The following is a 23091-nucleotide window of genomic DNA, read 5'->3' on the forward strand; positions in this document are numbered from 1 at the left end:
AGGGAAACAGAGCCTGGTCTCTTCAAGATAATGAGTCATCCTCATGCAATGACGTCCCAAGACCGTCGATGCGATGTCGGATCAAGTGGATAAGGCCCTTCCTTTCCGCCACAGTTCCGAGAGCATAAGCCAAGGCCCCATAAAATGGTCCCGTTACAAGTAACTGATCCATGCAGACGGGACCACCGCGATATCGTAATTCCTCAATCGAGGACGAAAATGAACAGCCGCTTCCAAAGAAGTGATCGAATACAGAACTGAACCGATGGGGGCTTAAGACACTTGAAGCAGGATCGTGCCAGAAAAAGATCCTCAAGCCGAGATAGATGGCGGGAAGGACCCAAACCCAGTTTGCTACCGAGTGGTGGTATAGACGGCTGCTTCCCCACCCGAATGCCAAGCCCAGGACGAGCTGGAAAATCCATATGTACTTCGATTGAAATTCTCCCAACCACATTGACCTGCCCACCCCGAATTGATAAAAAAGCGCGGACAACTTTAACGCACAAACTCCCACAACTCCCGCTGCAATCGCGAGGTGGAACAGCAAGAGAGCAAAGTTGATCGCTGATCCGTAGTGCTGCCCTTCATGCTGCATTACGCGGCGACAAGCCGGAACAGGAATAATCATTTTGTCCGCCTCGAAGGAGCCAAGAACATCGGCACAGAAAGGGAGTTTTCATCGCGAAGAACGCTTCTTGCCCTTCGAAGAATGCCACCCCCGCCGCCAATAGTAGACGATGCCAGTATGAGCCACGAACATCCCAAAAATCACGAAAAATAATGCCGCAGCAAAGCCGAGAAAATGCGAGTCTGCAGACCCAAACTGATCTAACTCTTGCGCTCGGGTCTGCAGCTCCCCAACAAGCACCATAACGCCGAAGAGAAAGAAAGTGCAGCCCAGAACGATCATGACAAAGTGCCGATAGGTAGGTAGCTTATCTGGATCTTCGTAGGGATCAAGACCAATCCCCTTAGGATGTCGTGGCGCGCCCAGAGCTAACCTCCCGCAGAAATTTTATGGTACTAATTGCTTCATGCAATTGCTCCAGTCAGCCTGGTACTGGATCTGCGGAGCTGCGAGCGCCCCTAAGGCACCGACTGCGCCCGCGCCCGGATTAAGGGTCCTCGTACCCCGGTTGGTTCCTTGAGATACCGAGAGGTTATGCGATCAGTTACGCGCTTTGCGTTGTGACTTCGCGGCCAAGAGCTCGCCGCACGTTCTCTCCCAATCAAAAAAAGCCCCGCCTTTCGGCGGGGCTTGGATTTGTTCCAGGCTCGTAGGCCTGGACAGCTAGTCTTAATACATGTCGCCCATGCCGCCGCCATGTCCGTGGCCGCCGCCGCCCATAGGAGCTTCCTTCTTTTCCGGAATCTCCGCTACCAGGGCTTCGGTGGTCAGCATCAGCGAGGCAATTGACCCAGCGTTCTGCAGGGCGGTGCGCACGACCTTGGTCGGGTCGAGCACGCCAGCCTTTACCAGGTCTTCGAACTCACCGGTCTGAGCGTTGTAGCCAAAGTTCGCATCTTTCGACTCGCGAACCTTGCCAATCACGATAGCGCCTTCTTCACCGGCGTTCTCGGCAATCTGGCGCAACGGCTCTTCCAGTGCGCGCTTCACGATGTTGATGCCTGTGGACTCGTCGCCTTCCAGCTTGAGTTTGTTCAGGGCATCCACGCAACGCGCGAGTGCGACGCCGCCGCCGGGGACGATGCCTTCCTCGACTGCTGCACGAGTAGCATGCATCGCGTCCTCGACGCGGGCTTTCTTTTCCTTCATTTCGGTTTCGGTCGCGGCGCCAACTTTAATCACCGCCACGCCGCCAACCAGTTTCGCCAACCGCTCCTGCAGCTTCTCGCGGTCGTAGTCGCTGGTGGTCTTCTCGACCTGGGCGCGGATCTCTTTCACCCGGCCTTCGATCTCGGCGTGCTTGCCACGGCCTTCCACGATGGTGGTGTTGTCCTTGTCCACCGTGACCTTCTTGGCGCGGCCCAGGTCGGCGATTTGAACGTTCTCCAACTTGATGCCCAGGTCTTCGGTGATTGCCTTGCCACCGGTAAGGGTAGCGATGTCCTGCAGCATGGCCTTGCGACGATCGCCGAAGCCGGGCGCCTTCACGGCAATGGCTTGCAGCGTGCCGCGCAGCTTGTTGACCACCAGGGTCGCCAGGGCTTCGCCCTCAACGTCCTCAGCAATGATCAACAGCGGCTTGCCGGACTTGGCAATGTTCTCGAGCAGTGGGAGCAGGTCCTTCATCGAGGAGATTTTCTTCTCGTGGATGAGGATGTAAGGATCCTCAAGCACGGCTTCCATGCGCTCGGGGTCGGTGACGAAGTAGGGTGACAGATAGCCGCGGTCGAACTGCATGCCCTCAACCACGTCCAGCTGGGTTTCCATGGTCTTGGACTCTTCCACGGTGATGACGCCATCCTTGCCAACCTTCTTCATGGCCTCGGCGATGATGCGGCCGATGGTCTCGTCGTTGTTGGCGGAGATGGTGCCGACCTGGGCGATCATGTCGCCGGTGACCGGCTTGGAGAACTTGTCGAGTTCGCCCTTGGTGCGGTTGCCGTCTTTATCTACGGTTCCGCAAACCGTGAGCACAGCGCGATCAATGCCGCGCTTGAGTGCCATCGGGTTCGCGCCGGCTGCCACCGTCTTCACGCCTTCGCGGAAGATGGCCTGAGCCAGAACGGTAGCGGTAGTGGTGCCGTCGCCGGCTACGTCTGAGGTTTTGCTGGCGACTTCACGCACCATCTGCGCGCCCATGTTCTCAATCGGGTCCTTCAGTTCAATTTCCTTGGCTACGGTCACGCCGTCCTTGGTGATGGTCGGCGAGCCGAACTTCTTTTCAATAACCACATTGCGTCCTCTGGGGCCCAGCGTAACCTTCACCGCATCGGCGAGCAGGTTGACGCCGCGAAGAATCCCTTGCCGAGAATCTTCGCCGTGAATAATTTGCTTTGCCATGTCTTTCGTCTCCTATTTCTTTTCTGTGGCGACCTTGCGGCCGCGAATTTCGGATCGCTTAAATAATGAACATTAATAATGAGCGAGCAGGGAACTAGCGTCCCCGGCCAGCCGCGGCGTGCTCTTTCTCGCCCTTGCGAGCACCGGAGAAAACGCCGAGCACTTCGTCTTCACGCAGGATGACGAAATCGTCGCCCTCAATCTTGATGTCGTTGCCGGCGTACTTGCCAAACAGGACGCGATCCCCCTCTTTTACTGCCAGGGGACGAACGTCGCCCTTGTCGTTGATCCGTCCGGTTCCGACGGAGATCACTTCACCTTCTTGGTTCTTCTCTTTTGCGGTGTCTGGAATGATGATGCCACCACGGGAGGTCTCAGCTTCCTCGACGCGACGTACCAGGATGCGGTCATGCAGCGGGGTGAACTTCGTTGCCATGCGTTTGACTCCTTTCAATGTGAGCGATACGTGTGATTGCCAGGATGAAAACTCTGTCAGGGAGTGCTCTTAATCGGGGTCCCGCGAGCGATGTGAGCTGCTGGTTGTTAGCACTCTTTCCTGTCGAGTGCTAATCCTACTAACGATGCCGTGAATTGTCAAGTAGCTCGAGCATACGAGCGCTGGAAGTTATTGCAAAGTAGTAACTTAGTGAAATGTTTTGCATAAGCAAAGTAGCTGGTTCGGGCAACGGCAAGCAGGGTTCCTGTTTCTAATGAAAAGGCGCGAAGTTCCACTAGACAGCAGGAATCAGAGTGGTAAAGTGCCAAGAACGCTCTTTGGCAATAAAAGAGCACGGCGGGCGGCAGTCCGTCGAAACCCAGGGTGGTAAGGTCATGCGCTCCTCTTCCTTCCGTTGTGCGCCGGCGGTATTCCCGAGAAATCTTCTGAGCAGCATAAAGCTTGCGGGCCGCGGTTCGCGGCGATGGGGCGGCGTGTGGCTGCTCGCGCTCCTCATGAGTGCGGCTCTCGGCGGGCGTGCGCGGGCGCAAATGGCTCCGGATGCGAATGCCGGGTCGGGTGGAGGACCTGCGGAATCGGCGGTAGCGACGCCGGCAGTGGTGACCCCCACGGTGCAGCCGCGAACAGGGAAGTACGATGTGACGCGCATCGGCGAGCGCGGCATCGGCAATGGGCTGAACTTATATTCGCTGGAAAAAGAGCGCGGGCTGGGGCGGCGGCTGGCGGAAGAAGTGGAGGGCCAATCGCGGCTGATCAGCGATCCGGTGATTACCGAGTATGTGAATCGCGTGGGGCAGAGCATTGTGCGCAACTCGGACGCGCATGTGCCGTTCACCATCAAGGTGATTGACGACGATGAGGTGAACGCCTTCGCGCTCCCCGGTGGATATTTTTATGTAGACAGCGGTCTGATCCTGGCAGCAGAGACGGAATCGGAGTTGGCGGGCGTGATGGCGCATGAGATCGCGCACGTGGCGGCGCGGCACGCGACCAAGAATGCGACGCGGGCGCAGCTGTTTAATCTGGCGTCCATTCCGTTGATTTTTGTGGGCGGACCAATTGGCTACGCGGTGCGGCAGGTGGCTGGGCTGGCGGTGCCGATGTCGTTCCTGAAATTCAATCGCGACGCGGAGCGCGAGGCCGATCTGCTGGGCCTGGAGTACGAGTACGCCGCGGGATACGATCCGCAATCGTTTGTGCAGTTCTTCGAAAAGCTGGACGCGCATGAAAAAGAGAAGCGCAGTTTTATCGCCAAGGCGTTCAGCACCCATCCCATGAACAACGACCGCATCAAGCGGGCGCAAAAGGAAATTGAAGCGCTGCTGCCGGCGCGCGGGCAATACGTGGTGGACACCAGCGAGTTTCAGGAAATGAAAGAGCGCCTGGCCAAGCTGGAGAACATGCGGCGTCCGGAAGAAGGCGGCGTGCCGCAGTTACGGCGTCGCGGTCCCGAATCCAATAAGAAGGATGGCGGCGGCCCGGTGCTGAGGAAACCCCCGAAGCAGTAGAGTCTCTTCGTTCCACCTTTGCAAGCCCCGCCAGGTGGACTACGCGGCCAATAAATGAAATCCGTTCCTGATTGTGGCCGCCTGTTTGGCGTCGATGAGCAGCGCGGTTGCTTCCTCGATTTTTGACTTTATATGGCGCTGCCAACCAGAAAATGATTTAAGCAGTCAGGTTCCGGAATCTGGAACAGGCCCAAGATTCCTGTTGACAGGCTCAAGTCCTGCGCTTAGCTTTGCTCCGATCTTGGAACGTGGTCTAACCGGAGGCATTGTGCCGCGACTAACAATTCTTGTTCTGCCATATCTCATCGCGTGCTCGGGTTTGCCACGTGCCGAAGCGCAATATTTCCCTCCAAAAGACTCTCAGGGTATGACAGTTGCCCAGACAGCGATCAACGCGATGGGCGGCGCGGCGGCGCTGCAGATGTACCAAGACTCGCTAGCCACAGGCACACTCACCGACTATGCCAATGACTCGGCAGTGAGCTACTCCGTCACGTATAAGACCAAAGGGACACAAGAGACACGGATTGAGGTACAAATGCCCGATGGGCTACATATTCGGATCGTCAACCAAGGCGTGGGAGAAATTCAAAAACCAAATGGAACCGTGCTGAATTTGCTTTGGAACAACACTTTCGGTGAGACCGTCAACCACATTCCGATCCTCTCGCTTCTTAGTCAATATCAAAACAGCAACGTAGGCGTGCAATCACAAGGGACCGCGCTAGCGAACAATCAAAATACTAATGTGGTAGCTCTCACTTATGTTCCCACAACTGATCCTAACCAGGCTCCCGCATATGCCGACATGACGAAAACTCTGTTTTATGTTGACCAAACAACAGGGTTAGTCGACGAAGTTCAATATACAAACTACGCTGAAGACAATCCCGATAGTACAGCGATTATGCAGGTTTATTTCGCGAATTACCAAGCGATCAATGGCATGTTAGTTCCTTTTCATCAGACGATCTACGACGACGGGACGCTGGAAGCAGACATTCTTTTGAGCACCGTGTCGTTTAATGTCGGCCTGACGGATTCAGTGTTTGGACTGAGGTGATCACCATGCGGACCAAACGACTCCTTGCCGTTATCTGTTTCCTTTGCGTTCCATTGCTCGCTACGGCGATGGCTCAAGATACAAGCTAAGATGGGATTTCCATTAGATGGGGTATTTAGTGGCTCTTCATTCGATATTGTGAATGTTCAAAACGGTAACCTTCACCTTGAAATACCACTGTATACGATTAAGGGAAGGGGCCTTCCGGTCGGAATGAAAATGTTCTATGACAGCAAGGGCTGGACGGTGCACATGCGATGCAACAAGTTCACCGGAAACTGTCCTGCATTTGCCGGCGGTGTACTGAATAACCACCTTATTCTCGCAGTCGTGAATCCGCTTGCTTACAACTTTCAAGGTGGAAGGACAGTAAACCCCTCCGCATGCGGCTCAAGCGTTTTGGCTTGGGGTAATTATCGTCTTATCGAGCCAGACGGCACCGCTCACCATTTTGTTCCGGATCCAGCTACCACTACTCCCACCCAGTTTTGTGGTGCTGTCGCAACTCTGTACGCTGACGATGGTTCTGGTTGGGTAATGCAGAACAATCCATCAAATGGAGTGAGGATTGGAGCCCTGCGAAAAGACGGCTTGTTCGTGAGTTTTAATCTCGTGAGGGACGCCAATGGCAACCAAATTACGTTGTCTGGAACGCCACCCGTAATTAATGATACGGCGGGAAGGACTTACGCACTCGACGGAAGCTACAAAGATTCAAATGGGGTTTTGAGAGGCATGGCGACCACATACACAACGGTTCCCGTATTGACTAATTTGTGCCCATATGCACCCCCCGATAACACTAGTTGCAGAGAATATTCTGCTACATGGACCGTCCCGCGCGTAATTACGTTGCCCAATGGCCTTAACTACACATTTCAGTACGTGCCATCGAAGTATGGCCAGCTCAGTTCAGTGACGTTACCCACAGGGGGGCAGATAAGCTGGACTTGGAACGGAGCTTTGGATCCGAGTGGGCCTTGGGTTGCCACACGCACTGAGACGGTGAACGGTTCCAGTTCGACATGGTTCTACGTCGATACCTTTAGCACAGCCAACCCGCTGACTTTCTTCCCGCATATCGTTACTTCTACCGTCACAGACCCTGCTGGAAATGCCGTCGTGACGACATATTCTCTGTCTCCTTACAGTAGGCAGGAAAAGAGCTACCGGGGTTCGCCCACCGGAGGGACATTGCTGAAGACTGTGGACAGGGCTTATACCTTCCTCGACGCGCTTACGGTACCGTTACTGACCTCTGAAACCACAACGTTAGATCCGGGAACTCCGTCAAGTGTAAGCCGCACAGTGCAGACGGATTGGGATTCAATGGTCGTCTATACCAGCCCGGTTAATCCTAGCTACAACGTAAGCACAACATGGCGGAATGTGAAAGCACGCCGCGAATATGGGTATGACGGGACACTTAAACGGTCAACGGTCCTCAATTATTTGCACCTCGACAGCTCTAACCCCGCTCCCTATCGTGCCGCCAATGTGGCCGATCAGGTGATAGAAAAGTGGATCTACAACGGTAGCGGTGGAGCGCCCATTTCGAGCACTCAGTACACATACGACGGCTCTTTGCTGGCACGAACGGATGGCACTCCCGCACCAAATCACGATTATACCAAGTACTCCTACACTAACAACAGACGCGGAAATCTGGGTAGTGTCCTAAATCTGCGTTGATGCCAAACAGCAAGCGCTTGCATTCAGCCTTCCGGCGATGCTACGTTTTGGCTCATGGGAAGAAAAGACAACGATCTCAAAGCGCTCCGCGACATGATAGGCGAAGCGCACGACATACTTCGCACGGTGGAACTTCCTGAAGAGCGGTCCAAGCGAGCTTACGAACTGCTCAGTGCATGTCTTCATCTTGCGGACCACCTTTTGGAGTTATCTCCGGCTGCGTCCCTTGGCGCTAAGGGCGGAAGTGAGACTGCAAAGCGTGGTTCGGCGTACTTTCGGAAAATCGCATCGATGCGAAAGCAGAAAAAGGGCGGACGGCCTAAGCCCAATTGACACTAGCGTTAAAATAGAAAGTGAACGGAGGGCGGGGGAATCGGACCCCAATCGCTCTGACACGATCTGCGGTTTATAAGACCGCCCCTAGCACCTGCTAGACGCCCTCCATTTTTTTACTCCCCTTTACTTTTTAACCAGAGACAAATTTGGACGCTTGCCGCGATTCGATGTGTCCTGTCCCTTCCCTTCGATGCTGGTCATCGTTAAACCAAACATATACTCTTCTAACTCTGAGGGCGGGAGATGAAGAGCACGCGCTAGAGCACCTCGTGTGATTCCCTCGCGATAAAGTTCGCTGAGCATTGTTGGTAGTAACTGTGAAGTTTCACGCGGAGCTGAATCAGGCTCAAATGTCCTATACCCACGCTTCGCGATTTGAATGCTAAGGGTCCGGTATTGCCACTCTGACATCATGCCGACTTCGTGTAATCGATAGTTCAGCGCAGCGACAGATACATTCCAGATTCTCTTCAGTCGAATCAGATCATCAATTACGGCGAATCGGGGTGAACGGGCAATAACGCTGGCCTTGGGCATGAGAAATGCACCAGCGAAAATGTCCGCTTCCCGCTCTGCCTCCCGGCCTTGGGGAGAGCTGTGTCGATGCAGAAGCAAATGGCCTAGCTCGTGCGCTGCGTCGTAGCGGCTGCGCTCCGACGATTTGTTATTGTTCAAGAAAACAAAGGGAGTATTCTCTCGCCACATAGAAAAAGCATCGACTTCACGCGTATCAATCGCAAGCGAGAAAACGCGAATCCCCTGGGCCTCCAAGAGATGAACAATGTTGCGGATCGGCATTTCGCCGATCCCCCAGATTTGCCGAATGGCTGCTGCTGCCGTTTCCGGCGATCTCTCACGGCCCAGATCAGGCAAGTCAGCCGTGGGCAGTTCAAACTTAGATTCGAGCCAATCATTCAAATATAGGGCAATCGCGCCCTGAGCGAGTGCCATATCCCGGCGCATCGGCTTCAGTCTGGACAACGAACGGAAACTGGCTACATCGGGACGCGGCCTTTCCAGGTCGCTACCTTGAAAAAATGACGCGGGGAAGCCCAAGACCATTTCAAGACGACGGCGTGTTTCAGGCGAGGGACAGAACTCGCCTGATTCGTACGCCACAATCGTCCTGAGATCAACGTCAATTGCTTCCGCTAATTCGCTTTTGGATAACCCTTTCCGCTCGCGAATCAAAGTCAAGCGGCGAGGGTTAAACTCCTCAGGCGCGTCGCTTGACATTGACAGTGATGTTTGGAGATTGCGGAATGTCATCGTTCGGAACCTTCAAAGTATCAGCATCGAACGGCGTTGATCCCAAGATGATCCGCTTGGCCCATCCATCAACTCGTCCCTCTTGGTTCATGCCGATCGGAAGGGACAACTCACACCTGAGTTCGCGCTTTACTTCATCGGAATGAATTAACAGCAGCCAAGTAACAATCCCCGTTTTGGCTGTCTGCTCGTATGCAGCGATGGCCAGTTCCTCATTCGGGAACAGCTTAAGCTGGTTATTGGAAATGTTGCTCTTCATTTGCGGCCCTTTGGGGCATTTGGTGCACGGGTCAAACTCGCGGTTTCCCGTCGCATCATCGCCAGTCGCGACTGTGATGGCGATCTTCCTATTGTGGTGGTAGACGATCGGAAGCCCACGAGGGTTATCAATGAGCCATCCCTCGGGAACCAGGATGTCTCTGGCCGTCTTTATTGTTTCCGCCCACGCAGAAAGTGCAGGGAAAGACGGGGGGTGATGCGGCGTACAGTTAGCTCTCTGAAGCTGCCCGACCCGCGCGGCGTTTAAGAGCCAGTCTTCCTCAAGGCCGAGATGCGCGAGCTGATTGTGAACGTCGTGTGGCTCCCAGTAGATTTTCGGATTTGCCAGGGCCAAAGTTTGGACCCTCCTTAGAATCGTTTGACTTCCTAAAAAGCTACCTCAAATGAGGTTGGTTTATAGGAAGTATATAGACCTAACTATTGTTGAAATCAAGAGAAATCGTGATTGACTTTCAGCAAGCGCTTGCTGTATATTGTACGCATGAACTGCGAGACGTGCAACATCGAGTGCCAGCGTTTCGGTAAGCATCGCAATGGTTTACAGCGCTTCCGCTGTTCACAATGCCATAAAACATTCACGCAAGAGCACCACGCTCTGTTTGCTCCCATGATTCTCCCTGAAGAAAAAGCTCTGCTGGCAATTCAACTTTTGATCGAAGGAACTAGCATCCGCGCAGTCGAACGCATTACCGGGCTGCACCGGGATACGATCACCCGACTGCTGGTCCTTGCTGGCGAGCGCTGCATAGCGCTCATGGACACGCGGATGCGGAATCTGCGGTGCAAGCATGTACAGGCCGATGAAATCTGGAGCTTCATTGGGAAGAAACAGCGAAACGTGAAAGTCGAAGACCCCGATGAATTTGGCGACGCTTGGGTATTCGTCTCGCTGGATGCGGAAACAAAGCTGATTCCTGCATATGCCGTCGGACGCCGTGACCGTGAAACGACCTATAGATTCCTCACTGATCTTCGGGATCGCATGGCGGAAGAGCATCGCTTCCAAATCACGACGGACGGCTTTGTGTTCTACCGTAATGGAGTTGAAGATGTATTCGCTGGACGGGCCGATTTCGCTCAGATGATAAAGTTGTACGGCGATTACGGACAACATGATGCGGCTGGCCGCTACTCTCCCTCTCCGATGATAGAAACGATAATCAAGATACGGGATGGTCGCCCTGACCTACGCCACATAAGCACCAGCTTTGTCGAGCGCCAGAATCTCACGATCCGAATGGCAATTCGCAGGTTTACTCGACTGACAAATGCCTTCTCCAAAAAGCTAGACAATCACAAAGCCGCTTGCGCTTTGCACTTTGCGTATTACAATTTTTGCCGGATACACAAAAGCCTGCGGATCACGCCTGCAATGGAAGCGGGATTGACAGACCACGTATGGACAATCAAAGAACTGCTGCAACCCGTTGATAATTAGCTGTTTCACAATTGAGTTGAACCACTAGGTAAAAGACCCTAAAATAAAACAACCGAGGCAAACCATGTCACTCCGCGCGCGAGCCGTGGACGTTGCGGACTATATCCTCCTTCGCTTAGGCCCAACGTCTGCAATGAAGTTACAAAAACTCGTGTATTACTCCCAGGCTTGGTCGCTGGCCTGGACGGACGCGCCTTTGTTTGCAGAGGAAATTGAAGCTTGGTCAGATGGGCCAGTCGTGCGCTCTTTGTATAACAAGCATCGCGGCCGTTATCGGCTGCCTCGCAGATTTTTTGATGGCGAGACAGAAAGGTTAAATCCAGACCAGCGAGATGTTATTGAAAGGGTTCTTAAGTTCTATGGCCCCAAAGACCCTCAGTGGCTTAGCAATTTAACGCACATCGAAGAGCCGTGGAAGAATGCGCGTGTTGGCCTGCAAGCGGGCGAGCGCGGCCACAACATCATTCCCAAAGAAGCCATGCTGAACTACTACGCCAATCTTTAAGCCATGGCGATTGCTCCAGAACACAGACAACCCAAAACTGCTCAGGAAATAGCGCCTCGGCAGGTCAGAACTGGTGGTGATCCGGGAAGCCTTGATCGAGAAACCATTGCATGGCACTTTCATCGGTTAGATAATCCGCACGCACAGTGGGGCTGGCAGAAACTTAGGCCAGCGGACTGGCGGGATATTTTAAGCCACCTGATATCGTTCGAAGGGCTAACGTGGGCCAGGCTAAAGGAACAAGCGGGTGGCAGAAGGCGCGGTACAAATCATCATTCCATCGAAATAGCAGAGTTTACGGCGGCTGCACGGCGAAGGTTATCCGAATTACATTTGGACGAGTTTGATTCGCTTTTCTCACTGCGCATCACAAACACCTTGCGCCTTTATGGAATTAGGGATGGAAGAGTGTTACAACTAGTCTGGCATGATCCCCACCACGGGTCTGGACGCGGTGCCTGTCCAACTCAATAAGATTTGCTTTCAACGCAGATTTAGGACACTACCGAAATCTGACCAAAACAAGCCGTTGGCTTAGCACGACTAATACTTGGCTGGACACGGTGAACACCTATGATGATCTGGGCAATCTCTTGTCAACCAAGGATCCGGGACAGCATACGACAACGTTTGGCTACTCGGATCGATGGGCAAATGCCGCCTGTGTGGGAGCAGCCAACACTCGCGCGTATTTAACATTGACCACTGACCCGCTCAGCCACAGGACACAACGCAGCTACTATCCTTGCACGGGGCTACCAGCAAGCAATCAGAACGAGAATGATCTCCAGGCTGGCCGGGCGGGCACAACATTTGCCTATGACCTAATGAATCGGCGCCTGACAGCTAATTACCCGGACGGTGGGCAGATAAGTGACACGTACGGCGACGCCATCCCCGCGAGTATCACGCAGACTAGTTTGATCGACAACACTTCAGGCCTCAACCTAGTGCATACCAAAGTATTAGACGACCTCGGGCGTGTGAAACAGGTCCAATTGCAAGATCCTGACTGTGCTGGCCCCGTCAATGTTGACTACACGTATGGTTACGATCCAGCCGCACACAACCGCTTCACTACGGTGTCAAACCCTTATTGCGGAATCACCGATCCAACATATGGCATCACTACAACACGTTACGACGCTCTCGACCGTCTTTTTCGAGCAGTGCCGACGGATGGCTCAGATACCGCGAATAACATTTCTACGGTATATGCGGGAAACGTGGCGACGGCCACAGACCAAGTCGGGAACAAGAGGCAAACGGTGTCAGACTCGTTGGGTCGCCTGATCACAGCTTGGGAGCCGAACTCTAGCGGCGCATTCGTAAATGAAACCGATTACGTGTATGACACCCTAGACAACCTGACCAGTGTCACCCAAAAGGGCAACGCAGCCTCTTCGAGCTGGCGCACACGCTCTTTTGCTTATGACTCGCTCTCGCGCCTGACCAGCGCCACCAACCCCGAATCAGGGACGACCACGTACACCTACGACGCCGACGGAAATGTCCTTACCAAAGTAGCCCCCAAACCAAACCAGACCAGCTCAGCCACAGTGACCGCGACATATGGCTATGACGCCGATCACCGCCTCACCCAGAAAAGCTATTCCGACACAACTCCGCTTGTGAAGTACGGCTACGACGGCATTTCGCCGGCCGGTTGCACCGCAGGCTTGACGCCTACAAACCCGGTCGGGTTGCGCACGGTCATGTGTGATGGATCGGGCACGAGTTCCTGGAGTTACGATCCCATGGGGCGGGCGGTAACCCTACAGCGCACGGTAAACGGATTCACGAGATCAGCTACCTATCAATACAATCAGGACGGGTCACTTAACAACCTCGCCGGCTTTGATGCGGGGCAGTTCCTGTACTACGGCTACAATGCCGCCGCCAGGCCGGTGTCCCTGAGGGATCGAAGCAATAATTACGTGAGTTCAGCTCACTACTCTTCAGACGGACAGATCACCAGCGCGCTCTACGATTTCTGTCCAAACGGCTTGAGTTGGTGTGGTGGCGGTTTTGCTGGCCTCAGCATAACCAACAGCTACAACAAGCGACTGCAACCGGTGATTCTCTCCGGCGCCTCGCCCAGCCAGACAGTTTTCAGTCTTAGCTACGATTTTCATCTCGGGACGGCGAACAATGGCAACGTTTATCAAATTGTGAACAATCGGGACAATAATCGCACCCAAACATTCACATTTGATCAGCTGAATCGTGTGGCCTCTGCCTCCAGCCAGGGCCCGCTCTGGGGTAATTCATACGTATATGACGCCTGGGGTAACCTGCTCCAAAAGAATGTCACCAAGGGCACTTCGGAAACCCTGAACGTGGCGGTCAGCGCCAAGAACCAGATCGTTGGGGCGACATACGACGCGGCCGGTAACATGATCAATGATGGTGGGGGGCACGCTTTTACTTACGATGCCGAGAACCGCCTGCTTACCGCTGGCGGATACACCTACACTTATGACGGCGACGGTGAACGCGTCAAAAAGACCAATGGCGCCACCGGCAAACTGTACTGGTATGACCCCCAGGGTAATGCGCCGCTGGAGACTGACCTGGCAAACAATACAGCTAACTGGTACATGTTTTTCAACGGAAGGCTGGCCAGCTTAGGTAACACCGGACTTGCTTACTACTTTTCGGATCACCTAGGCTCGTCCAGCGTGATTACAAACGGGACGGGCACCATTCAAGATGAATCCGACTACTACCCCTTCGGCGGCGAGCGGGTAATCACTAGCGCCACGGGACAACGGTACAAGTTTACCGGTAAAGAGAGAGACACGGAATCCGGCCTGGACATGTTTGGTGCCCGCTACTACGCCAGCAGCCTCGGCAGGTTCATGCAGACCGACCCTAAGGCTAAGAGCGCTCACATGCTTAACCCGCAGAGTTGGAATCGTTATGCGTACACGCTCAACAATCCGCTAAAGTACGTCGATCCCGATGGCATGGATGTTGTTTTGGCAGCGAACCTCAGCGCGAAAGACCGCGCCTACATCGTGAACAACCTTGCCCGAATGTACGCGACTCCTGCTGGCAAGGCGATGCTCCAACGAGCTGACGCAAGCAAGTTCACAATAACCGTGGGAACGGGACACCTTGGGCGCACCGATCTAACCAATGCGCCTCCTGGGACAGTGGTCTTTGGGGGGCAAACCAAAGTTGAAGGTGGAACCACTACCTACGGAGTCGCACAAGCAGACGGACACAAGATGCTTGTCGCTCAGAGTCCGGACTCGCCGACAGCGCCCCCGATACAAGTCACTATCGACAAATCTCAGGCTGCTGAGATCGGGAAAGACCCGGCAACAGTGTTTGCTCACGAGCTTGGCGGCCACACAGCTGACGTGCTGAACGCCGCCGAGAGCAATCCCAATCAGTTCATCGACAGCGTGAATCCCAAAGATGAAAGCAGCTCCGAAGCTGCCGAGAAGGCGCTCGGTAAGCTCCCGAATCAGCCCAGCCAGCAGGACGTACAAGCTGTTGAGCAGATTGTTAAACCGCTGTGCACCACAGATGACAAAGGGAAGAAAGTGTGCTCTCAATGAATCATCGAATCGCGATCCTGTGCTTGCTGGGTTCCACACTCAACCTTGGGGTATGCCAGACGTCTGTGCAATCTCAAGTTGAATCGATACTGGATTCTGGTTCCAGCCGCTCTGAGACTCGTGATCTGATCCTGAAGATCAGCGATCATCCCGTACCCGTGCTCTTGAGTATCGCCCAGTCGACTGGGGAGTCGCATGTGCGGCGAACACGTGCAATCAATCTCATGGCTGCGTTCAAAACCGAAGAGTCCGAACGTGCTCTTGCTGAAATAGCAGAGCATGGTAATGCTAGGCTTCGCTGCTCGGCATTGCAGGCGTTTGTGGAACTGAAATCCCGCGACGCCATCCCGATGCTCATCAAGAAGCTGGACGATCAAGCCGTTTGCATGCAGACCGTTGAAACCGATCCCGCACGACAGTACGACGTATATGTGTCGGACGAGGCGGTGCGCCTTCTAGAACAGATCACGAGGCAGTCGTTCGGTGAAAAGTCAGCCGACGGTCATCGAGCTACAAAGCCGTGGAAGGAATGGTGGTCCAAGCAGGGGGCTGCGTCGTGAACGGGCAAACCTCGGAAGCAGTGGTTTCCTGTTCCGGTGGCCGAGCAGAGTACCTGCCGTTCGCGTTCCTGGACGGCCAGGGCGAACGCTCCCGGAGCGGGTGAGGGTCGTCAGGGTACTTTCTGGTTCTCCGGGCTGTCCCTGAGAGTTTTTTCTTTAGCTGCCGGCTTGGTTCTCTGACCGCGCCGGGGTGTGGCGCGGCCTTGATGTCTGGGGGTGAGCCGCCGCTCCGCGTCCTGCCCCACCTCGCCGTAAGCATAATTGCGGAAGCTACTTTAGGCCCACTGCTCGGGCTCATTTACCAGTCCCCGCCGCACCGGGTGGAGAACATGCGGCGTCCGGAAGAAGGCGGCGTGCCGCAGTTACGGCGTCGTGGTTCCGAAGCCAATAAGAAGGACGGCGACGGCCCGCTGCTGAGGAAACCTCCGAAGCAGTAGAGTCTCTTCGTTAACCCAACCTTGCACTGTCGGCCCACCCATTTCGCAAAGAACGCGAAATGGATGGGGCACCCGTCAGCGTTCGGGATGTACTCGCGCGGCGGGAAGGAGTGGGCCGCCCGGCCAAAGCGAAATAGATTCTTTACCGAGCGGATTTTGAAGCGAGAATTTCCGGCTTAGCAATCTCCGGAGGTTTGGAAAACAGATCTTTCGCCTTAGCGAAGAGAGCTTTTGCGATCTCTCCGTTGAGGTGAGCATTGCGGCCAGCTTCGTCGGCAAAAGTGTCGAAGATACCGTATTTTCCGGGCCCCATCTTGATCGCGTACCAGCTAATCGTGCCCGCCTCACGCTGCGCCAGAGGCTGCGCGGATTTCAAAAATTCTTCTACTTCTTTTTCTTTCCCCGGCTTGGCTTCAAGCTGCGCCCAGATGGCTAGTTTTCCCATTGTGTTTTCCTCCTCTCAATCTGATGCGTACCCCAGGTGTTTGGTACCGTGGTCCCAAGTCTCGAAAAGCGCGAGACCTGGGGTACCCCGTTCAAGTAAGGAAGATCAAAGTCAGATGTTAATGGCGCCTTGTAGATAAAGCTTGGTTTCGCCGGCGATCTTTACGCGGTCGCCCGCTAGCGTGCACCACATTCGAGCGCCACGAGGACTGAGTTGCTGCACGCGGAATGTTTGCTTGCCCGTGCGTCCGGCCCAGTAAGGGACGAGGGTGCACTGGATCGATCCGGTGGCGGGATCTTCGTTAATCCCCTCGCGGGGAGCGAAAAACCTGCAGACGTAATCGAAATTATCCTCGCCGGGAGCGGTAACAATTACGCCGCCAAAAGCCATCTCGATTTTGGCCAGGGCAGCTATATCGGGCTTGAGGTTTTCGACTACTCTGGCGTGGTTGGTGACAATAAGAAAGTCGCGAGGTTCGCGCATGACCTCTGCCTTCTCCAGACCCAGGGCGGAGAGAAGGCCGCTTGGGATTTCGCAGGGCGCTGCCGGCCGAGCGGGAAAATCCATTTCAAAGCGTTCGTGATCGCGATTCACCGTCAATAAGCCACTGACGGTATGGAAGCGCACCGGCCAGGAGTCATGTCCTCGCAACGAAAGTGCGTACGCAGAAGCCAGAGTGGCATGGCCGCATAGGTCATCTTCCACGATCGGTGTGAACCAACGCAGGTCGAAATCGCCATCAGCGCGGGCCACCACAAAAGCGGTTTCGCTGTGACGGTTCTCGGCAGCGATTTTCTGCATTACGTCGTTCGTGAGAAATGCGGGAAGGAAGCATACACCGGCGGGATTGCCTGCAAACAGTTCGCTCGCGAAGGAATCAATGTGGTAATACGAAATTGACATGGTGAGCAAGTATCACAGGCCGGCGGGCACCCTTTTACAAAGAACGCGAAAGCATGGGGGCACGCGCAGCTTGAAGTTTTGAACTCCTTGTAGTATTGCGGTCGAACAATGATCTAGATGGCCAAGGAGAACAAAGGATGCGAAGCATTACGACTATTCTCGGGGCAGTGCTAGCGATATTGACAGCACAGGGTCAGTGTTTTCCGGCAGCCGCGACTTCTCCTGACAGGGAGGAGATTACATCGGGCGAGTTCGCCGCGCGCCGTGATGCGCTGGCAACCCGCATTCGTGATGGGGTAGTCGTCGCATTCGGGGGCCGCCGGCCCGTGAACGACTTCAGTGGGTTCTTCCAGCTCCCTTCGTTTTACTACCTGACGAATTTCGAGGAGCCAGACGCCGTTTTCGTCATGGTGGTTCGGCAGGGAAAGGGGACGAGCACACTGTTTGTCGCGTCCCCCAGTTGGATTGAGCAGGATTTCTATGGTTGGGGGCTGCAGAAGCCTACCGTGCTGGAGCATTTGCTGGGCATGGCCGTCCGTCCCTTGAGCGAATTGGAAGCTACCCTCACGTCATTAAGCAGTTCCAAAATTTCTTTCTATGTGGTTCCCGATTTCGAGGACGCTGATTACGCGGGCATTGATACCCTAACGCGGGGCAGCGTTTTCATGCGTGATTTTGTGGCACGCCACCGGCGGGTAGTGATCAAGGACGGGCGGCAAATTGTCGAGCAGCTTCGGGCGAAGCGTAGCCCGGCGGAGATGGCGTTGCTGCGCCGCGCGGCGGCGATTACTTCGGAGGCATACGGTGTGGTGATGCGAGGACCGATACCACAGCATGAATATGAGGTAGCGGCCTTATGGGAATACACGTTTAAACGGTTAGGCGCCGCGCGGCCAGGTTTCGCTTCCATTGTCGGCGCTGGCGCGAACGGAATGATCCTCCACTACAGCAAGGATTCGGCGGACATCGCGCCCGGCGACCTCATCATGATTGATGGCGGCGCCGAGTACAAACATTATGCCTCAGACATGGCGCGAACGATTCCGGTGAGCGGAACCTACTCGCCGACACAGCGGCAGATTTATCAGCTGGTACGTGATGCACAGACTGCAGCAGAGCAGGTTGCAAAACCAGGTGTGCCATGGAAGGTTTTGACAGATGCCGCTTTCGCAGTTCGCGCCCGTGGACTGGTGGCGCTTGGGTTAATCGAGAGCGCCGACGCCAGGTACGATCCGGGGCAAGCGACGGATTGCAGAAAGGAGCCGAGATCCTGCCAACAGGCGAATTTCTGGATGATCCACGACATTAGTCACGGAGTCGGGCTGGCGGTGCATGACGTGAGGCATGAGGTCATCTCGAGCGGCGATGTCTTTGTCATTGAGCCGGGCGTGTACATCAGTTTGCCCCGATTGGAGTCGCTACCGCATACGCCGAAGAACCGGGCATTTGTCGCAAAAGTAAAAACTGCGGTTTCAAAGTACGACAATACCTTCGCCCGTATCGAAGATGAGTACGCAGTGACAGAAAGCGGCATAGAACGCATCAGCCCAGCCCCGCGCGAGATCAATGAGATCGAAAAGCTGATGCGCGACCGACCGGGCGTTCCGGCACCGTAAATTCTGCGTGCCAGATGGTCTCCAAACATATCTCTCAGCAAGAAGAGAAGATCCAGCCCTGTTGTTGAAGGCTCCCAGGTCTCGAAAAACGCGCGACCTGGGGCACCCGCCTGGTTTCCCAACGAACTGCAGGGGATCTGCCAACGGTCAAAAAGTCTTCCGCCGGGTACAACCGGGGTACCCCGGTTGGCATCTTTGTTGCCCGTTGCCAATATGCGAGTTCAGCGGAACCAAAAACAGTTCTGCTACATAGCAGCGCCGTCTTTTATCTACAACGCACCAAGTCGGCTTATTTCATTTCCCGTAGGAAATTGCTTTACGGCTTATTCGACGTCATTTGTGCCATTTGCGACTAGCTGCGGCTCGTCTCGAAGGCGAGGCCGAGAGGAGAGAAGATGAAGAAGCTGCTGATGTTGTCGTTTTGGGGAGCTGTATTGCTGCTTAGCGTGGCTCCTGTTGCCGCTCAGAACAGCGTTGACGTACTGAATAGTGGACCACAACCGGCGAATACTGCCGGCTGTGCGGTGAACCCAAAGTGTATTCCGGCAACCTGGTCCACCACTTCCAACGCGGGCTCAGACATTAGCTCGCCGATTACCGCGAACTTCGTTTTTGCCAGCAATGGCGGCGCTCTGCCTACCGACTTTCCATCTGCAACGAGGGGGCAAATCTGTCTGGCCGATACCCGTGACCTGACCGGGACCACCCTGTTCGCCCAAATAGCTGGGAACTGCCAGGCCGCGGGAGGCCAGGCCCTTCTGCTCATACGCGACAGCGGAGTCACCGCCCCTGGTGCCATCCCGGTATTTACGATATCTACTGCCAACGGCGACTTCTTGCGGAACACTGTGGGCTTTAGTTCCTCAACCGGAGTTTCCAACTTTCCCATCCGCATCAATCCAGCCAAACCCAATCCGCCCAGCAATCCTACCGGTCAGCACAACTGCCCGAATGGCCAGGCGGTGCCGGCGTACGTGGGTCCGGGAACCGCAACTTACACGCCCAATGAAAGCTTATGTCTACCGGCGGGCGCAGGCCAGGCGGTCGAGCCCAGCATGACGGTTGACTCCCAGGGCGACATCTACATCGAGTCTATCCGCGGAGTTCCAGGGGGACTTGATTTGTGGCGCTGGTATCAAACTGCGGATGGCGGACCTAACGCTGACGGAACGCTGCCCTTTAAATACGAAGGTCAGCCGGACTGCGGCATGTTCGTAACTGACTTTTGCAAATCGAGCGGGTTCGCGCCGGGAGGAGGCGACGGCGATGTGGCCGTGAACGCTCCCGACCCGTCGAACCATAATGTTCCGAATCTGGCCGTGGTCAGCCTTAGCGCTGCCCAAATTACGGGCAGCGACTCCACCAATCGCGCGGATACTTTCAGTACGCCGAACGTGGCCGCCGCCGGAGTTCCCTTCGACGATCGCATGTGGCTGGACGGCATCAACGATCCCGCACACGTATACATGGAGTACCACGATTTTGGGACCACCTCCCAAATCTTCGTGCAACGCTCGGGTGATGGAGGCAAGAGCTACAATGACGGGTTCGGAACGGTAGTTGATGCTGCGACCGAACCGAGTGTCGGCCCTCCTACCGGCAACATCGCAGGGCAAATCAAAGTGGATCGTAGCAGCTGCTCAAGCCACGGCAACTTGTACCAAATCTTCGTGGGTCCTGATAATCCGCTGGACAATGCACAAAACAGCAGCGCCTACATGAATGCTGCGTATGTGGGCGTGGCCACGGGCGTTAGTCTCAGCAATCCCACGCTGACCTTCACCGACCACAAGATTTTCAGTTGTGGCGCGGGTTCGACGTGTCCGTCGAAAGTCGGTCTGGGGAACTTATTCCCCGGGCTCGCGGTGGACAACTTCGGGTACGTGTATGCGACGTGGTCGGACAACAATGACGTCTACTACTCGTTCTCGACCAATCACGGCACGCGCTGGTCTCCCGCAATTAAGGTGACGCAGAACACGCCGCAAGCCGGCAAGTCGAACGTATTCCCCTGGATCGCGGCCGATGCTAATGGCCACGTGGCGATCGCGTGGTATGGCGCCGATCAAGTAGGCAATTCGAATACTGTTCCAGCGGACAGCACTCACTGGAACGTGTTTGTTGCGGAGACCGTGAATGGCCATGCTATCTCGCCGGTATTCACGTTCAGCCAAGCCACCGACCACTCCAACCATACGGGTCAGATCTCGACTGGAGGCCTGCTGGGCAGCTCCGACCGCAGCCTGGCCGACTTTTTCCAGATCGGTATGGATCCGAGCCACCGTGTGAACATTGCCTATGCGGACAATCATGCCGGCCCGTCGGTCACGTACTTCACGCGACAAAAGGCGGCGGCCGCGGGCATTGCTACCAAGGGCAAATGTGCGGGTACCGGTCACGAAGCCGGCGGCGATGGCGACGAACACGGCAAGAACGGCGGCAACGCCCATTTCGACTTCAACTATGACGATTCCGGTCAGGGGTCGAACAGCGCGTCGTTCAGCGATCCTGGCGCGAGCGTTAACTTCCAAGCCGCGCAGTTCACCGCCGCGACGTTCGACGACGTTGCACATACCGTGACTCTCACGGGTAGCGGCACCAACAACGGGAAGCCGGTAGCGTTCACCATCGTAGGTGCTGACAGCTCGCTGGCTGCGCCAGGATTGTTTGGCATCACGCTGAGCGATGGGTACAGCAACAGCGGGAAGCTGGTGTCCGGGAGTATTACGGTCTACTGAAAAGGAACTTCCCTGTAACGAGGAGTCCCAGGTCTCGAAAAACGCGAGACCTGGGGCACCCGCGTTGGATAGTTTTACACTTGTATTTAATTCACTGGCTCGCAATTCTATTTGCTGTTCTGTGGCACCAACCTGTCCGCTGGGCTGTTTGATGGAGTGATTTTCGGGGACACGCCGGCTGGATATAGGACAACCTCCTTGAGCTGCTGCTCTGGTCGGCAACTCACCATTGAAGTGTGTGCGAAGTTCGGCAGAGCCAACCTCTGTAGGCGCATGCGCACCGAAACAGATGCGCACACAAACCACACGAACCGAACTCGAAGTACTTTTGGGGGATGCTAATGAGAACATTTGTTGGTGGATTGGCAATCGGCTGGCTGGTGGGACTGGCCATCGCACCGGCAAAGGGCGATGAGACGAGGCGGAGGTTGCGGTCCGAGGCTGAAGAGTGGAAGCGCAGAGCGAGAGAGCAAGCGGAACGATTGAAAGACGGCTTCCAAGAGGCGTTTAATGAAGTGCGCAACACCTCCCGCGACATGCCGGAATTGCAGAGTTCCCGAAGAGCGCCAAGGGGCGAGCAACCTGAGAATAACGATAACCAGGAGTGGGAGGCGCACGGCAGTCCATTGTCGTTGTTGAATCACGGCAGCCGCGAGCAACTCATGGCCATTAAGGGTATTGGGCCGGTGCTCGCGACCAGAATCATTGAGGGTCGGCCGTATGAGTCTGAGGACCAGGTACTAGAGAATAAGGAGCTGCCGCCATCCGTGTTTGAGTTGGCGAAGGCCGAGTGGTCGAGGCGAAGGGCAGGATGAGCGACGTCCGGGTGAGAGGAAACAGCCGCAAAAAGCTCCTGTTGTGTATTGACGACCACGCCGAGGTGCTCGAACTTCTGCGGGAGTTTCTGGAAGTCTCCGGCTTCTCAGTCTTGACGGCAGTCAACGGCCGGCAGGGCTTGAAGGCACTTGAGAAGAATCCAGTTGATGCGGTGCTGGTGGACTACGACATGCCGGGCATGAAGGGCGATGCCGTGGCCGCGCAAATACAAAAGACCCAACCCGACGTTCCTATCCTCATTTTTTCAGGGTATGCGGCTGACCTGCCGGCCAGGATTCATTCCGTGGCCGATGGCGTATTCATGAAGGGGGAAAAGGCCACGGCTTTGCTTGCGGCTATCCGTCGCCTGTTCCGGACCCCAAGAAAGAGACCCGCGGTGCGCGCCAGCAGGGAAGCGGTTCGCAGGCGAAGAGCGAGCTAGCATCTGGGTTGGTGGAAAAGAAAAATCCCCGCCCCAGCGGAGCCTGA

At 55.2% G+C, this 23091-nt stretch carries 19 protein-coding genes; 12 read left to right on the forward strand and 7 right to left on the reverse strand.

The window, feature by feature from the left end:
• Positions 1–22: 22 nt before the first annotated feature.
• The 3 genes from VFA76_12785 to VFA76_12795 all read right to left on the reverse strand — a co-directional run bounded on the left by VFA76_12785 (position 23) and on the right by VFA76_12795 (position 3407).
• Positions 23–631, reverse strand: a complete 609-nt coding sequence (locus tag VFA76_12785) for a hypothetical protein (protein HZR32715.1) — start codon at positions 629–631, stop codon at positions 23–25.
• 669 nt (positions 632–1300) lie between these two features.
• Complete coding sequence (groL, locus tag VFA76_12790) at positions 1301–2971, reverse strand: chaperonin GroEL (protein ID HZR32716.1); 1671 nt, start codon at positions 2969–2971, stop codon at positions 1301–1303.
• Positions 2972–3065: 94 nt separating this feature from the next.
• Positions 3066–3407 carry a co-chaperone GroES gene (locus VFA76_12795; protein HZR32717.1) on the reverse strand — a complete coding sequence of 114 codons (342 nt, stop codon included), beginning with the start codon at positions 3405–3407 and terminating at the stop codon, positions 3066–3068.
• A gap of 314 nt (positions 3408–3721) precedes the next feature.
• Here VFA76_12795 and VFA76_12800 point away from each other — a divergent pair, with 314 nt between their 5' ends.
• From VFA76_12800 to VFA76_12810, 3 genes are all read left to right on the forward strand, one after another.
• Positions 3722–4936: a M48 family metallopeptidase gene (locus VFA76_12800; protein ID HZR32718.1), complete on the forward strand. Its 1215-nt coding sequence runs from the start codon at positions 3722–3724 to the stop codon at positions 4934–4936.
• A gap of 94 nt (positions 4937–5030) precedes the next feature.
• Positions 5031–5999 carry a hypothetical protein gene (locus VFA76_12805; GenBank protein HZR32719.1) on the forward strand — a complete coding sequence of 323 codons (969 nt, stop codon included), beginning with the start codon at positions 5031–5033 and terminating at the stop codon, positions 5997–5999.
• A gap of 90 nt (positions 6000–6089) precedes the next feature.
• Positions 6090–7691 carry a hypothetical protein gene (locus VFA76_12810; protein ID HZR32720.1) on the forward strand — a complete coding sequence of 534 codons (1602 nt, stop codon included), beginning with the start codon at positions 6090–6092 and terminating at the stop codon, positions 7689–7691.
• A gap of 459 nt (positions 7692–8150) precedes the next feature.
• On the opposite strand, the gene VFA76_12815 is transcribed toward VFA76_12810, so the two are convergent.
• Both VFA76_12815 and VFA76_12820 read right to left on the reverse strand, forming a co-directional pair.
• The gene (locus tag VFA76_12815; protein HZR32721.1) at positions 8151–9296 is read right to left on the reverse strand and encodes an XRE family transcriptional regulator; all 1146 of its coding nucleotides are present in this window, start codon (positions 9294–9296) and stop codon (positions 8151–8153) included.
• Positions 9244–9909 (reverse strand): hypothetical protein, encoded by a 666-nt coding sequence (locus tag VFA76_12820; GenBank protein ID HZR32722.1) that lies wholly within the window; start codon positions 9907–9909, stop codon positions 9244–9246. The genes VFA76_12815 and VFA76_12820 overlap by 53 nt, the downstream gene beginning before the upstream one ends.
• A 111-nt stretch (positions 9910–10020) precedes the next feature.
• On the opposite strand from VFA76_12820, the gene VFA76_12825 reads away from it, so the two are divergent.
• The 5 genes from VFA76_12825 (at position 10021) to VFA76_12845 (ending at position 16084) form a co-directional block, all read left to right on the forward strand.
• Positions 10021–11013 carry an IS1 family transposase gene (locus VFA76_12825; GenBank protein ID HZR32723.1) on the forward strand — a complete coding sequence of 331 codons (993 nt, stop codon included), beginning with the start codon at positions 10021–10023 and terminating at the stop codon, positions 11011–11013.
• A 64-nt stretch (positions 11014–11077) separates the two neighbouring features.
• Complete coding sequence (locus VFA76_12830; GenBank protein ID HZR32724.1) at positions 11078–11518, forward strand: type II toxin-antitoxin system antitoxin SocA domain-containing protein; 441 nt, start codon at positions 11078–11080, stop codon at positions 11516–11518.
• Positions 11519–12081: 563 nt separating this feature from the next.
• A complete protein-coding gene (locus VFA76_12835; GenBank protein HZR32725.1) occupies positions 12082–15087 on the forward strand; it encodes an RHS repeat-associated core domain-containing protein in 3006 nt (1001 codons plus the stop codon).
• Complete coding sequence (locus tag VFA76_12840; protein HZR32726.1) at positions 15084–15647, forward strand: HEAT repeat domain-containing protein; 564 nt, start codon at positions 15084–15086, stop codon at positions 15645–15647. The genes VFA76_12835 and VFA76_12840 overlap by 4 nt, the downstream gene beginning before the upstream one ends.
• Positions 15648–15853: 206 nt before the next feature.
• Positions 15854–16084 (forward strand): hypothetical protein, encoded by a 231-nt coding sequence (locus VFA76_12845; protein ID HZR32727.1) that lies wholly within the window; start codon positions 15854–15856, stop codon positions 16082–16084.
• 142 nt (positions 16085–16226) lie between these two features.
• Here VFA76_12845 and VFA76_12850 read toward each other — a convergent pair whose 3' ends face one another.
• Positions 16227–16529 (reverse strand): antibiotic biosynthesis monooxygenase, encoded by a 303-nt coding sequence (locus tag VFA76_12850; GenBank protein HZR32728.1) that lies wholly within the window; start codon positions 16527–16529, stop codon positions 16227–16229.
• Positions 16530–16640: 111 nt separating this feature from the next.
• A complete protein-coding gene (locus tag VFA76_12855) occupies positions 16641–17432 on the reverse strand; it encodes a PhzF family phenazine biosynthesis protein (GenBank protein HZR32729.1) in 792 nt (263 codons plus the stop codon).
• A 137-nt stretch (positions 17433–17569) separates the two neighbouring features.
• Between VFA76_12855 and VFA76_12860 the strand changes: the two genes are divergently transcribed.
• The 4 genes from VFA76_12860 (at position 17570) to VFA76_12875 (ending at position 23044) form a co-directional block, all read left to right on the forward strand.
• A complete protein-coding gene (locus VFA76_12860) occupies positions 17570–19048 on the forward strand; it encodes an aminopeptidase P N-terminal domain-containing protein (GenBank protein ID HZR32730.1) in 1479 nt (492 codons plus the stop codon).
• Positions 19049–19443: 395 nt separating this feature from the next.
• The gene (locus VFA76_12865) at positions 19444–21786 is read left to right on the forward strand and encodes a hypothetical protein (protein HZR32731.1); all 2343 of its coding nucleotides are present in this window, start codon (positions 19444–19446) and stop codon (positions 21784–21786) included.
• A gap of 341 nt (positions 21787–22127) precedes the next feature.
• Positions 22128–22601, forward strand: a complete 474-nt coding sequence (locus tag VFA76_12870; GenBank protein ID HZR32732.1) for a YtxH domain-containing protein — start codon at positions 22128–22130, stop codon at positions 22599–22601.
• Complete coding sequence (locus VFA76_12875) at positions 22598–23044, forward strand: response regulator (GenBank protein HZR32733.1); 447 nt, start codon at positions 22598–22600, stop codon at positions 23042–23044. The genes VFA76_12870 and VFA76_12875 overlap by 4 nt, the downstream gene beginning before the upstream one ends.
• Positions 23045–23091: the final 47 nt, after the last annotated feature.

Source organism: Terriglobales bacterium (assembly GCA_035651655.1).
Classification (GTDB): domain Bacteria; phylum Acidobacteriota; class Terriglobia; order Terriglobales; family Acidobacteriaceae; genus DASRFG01.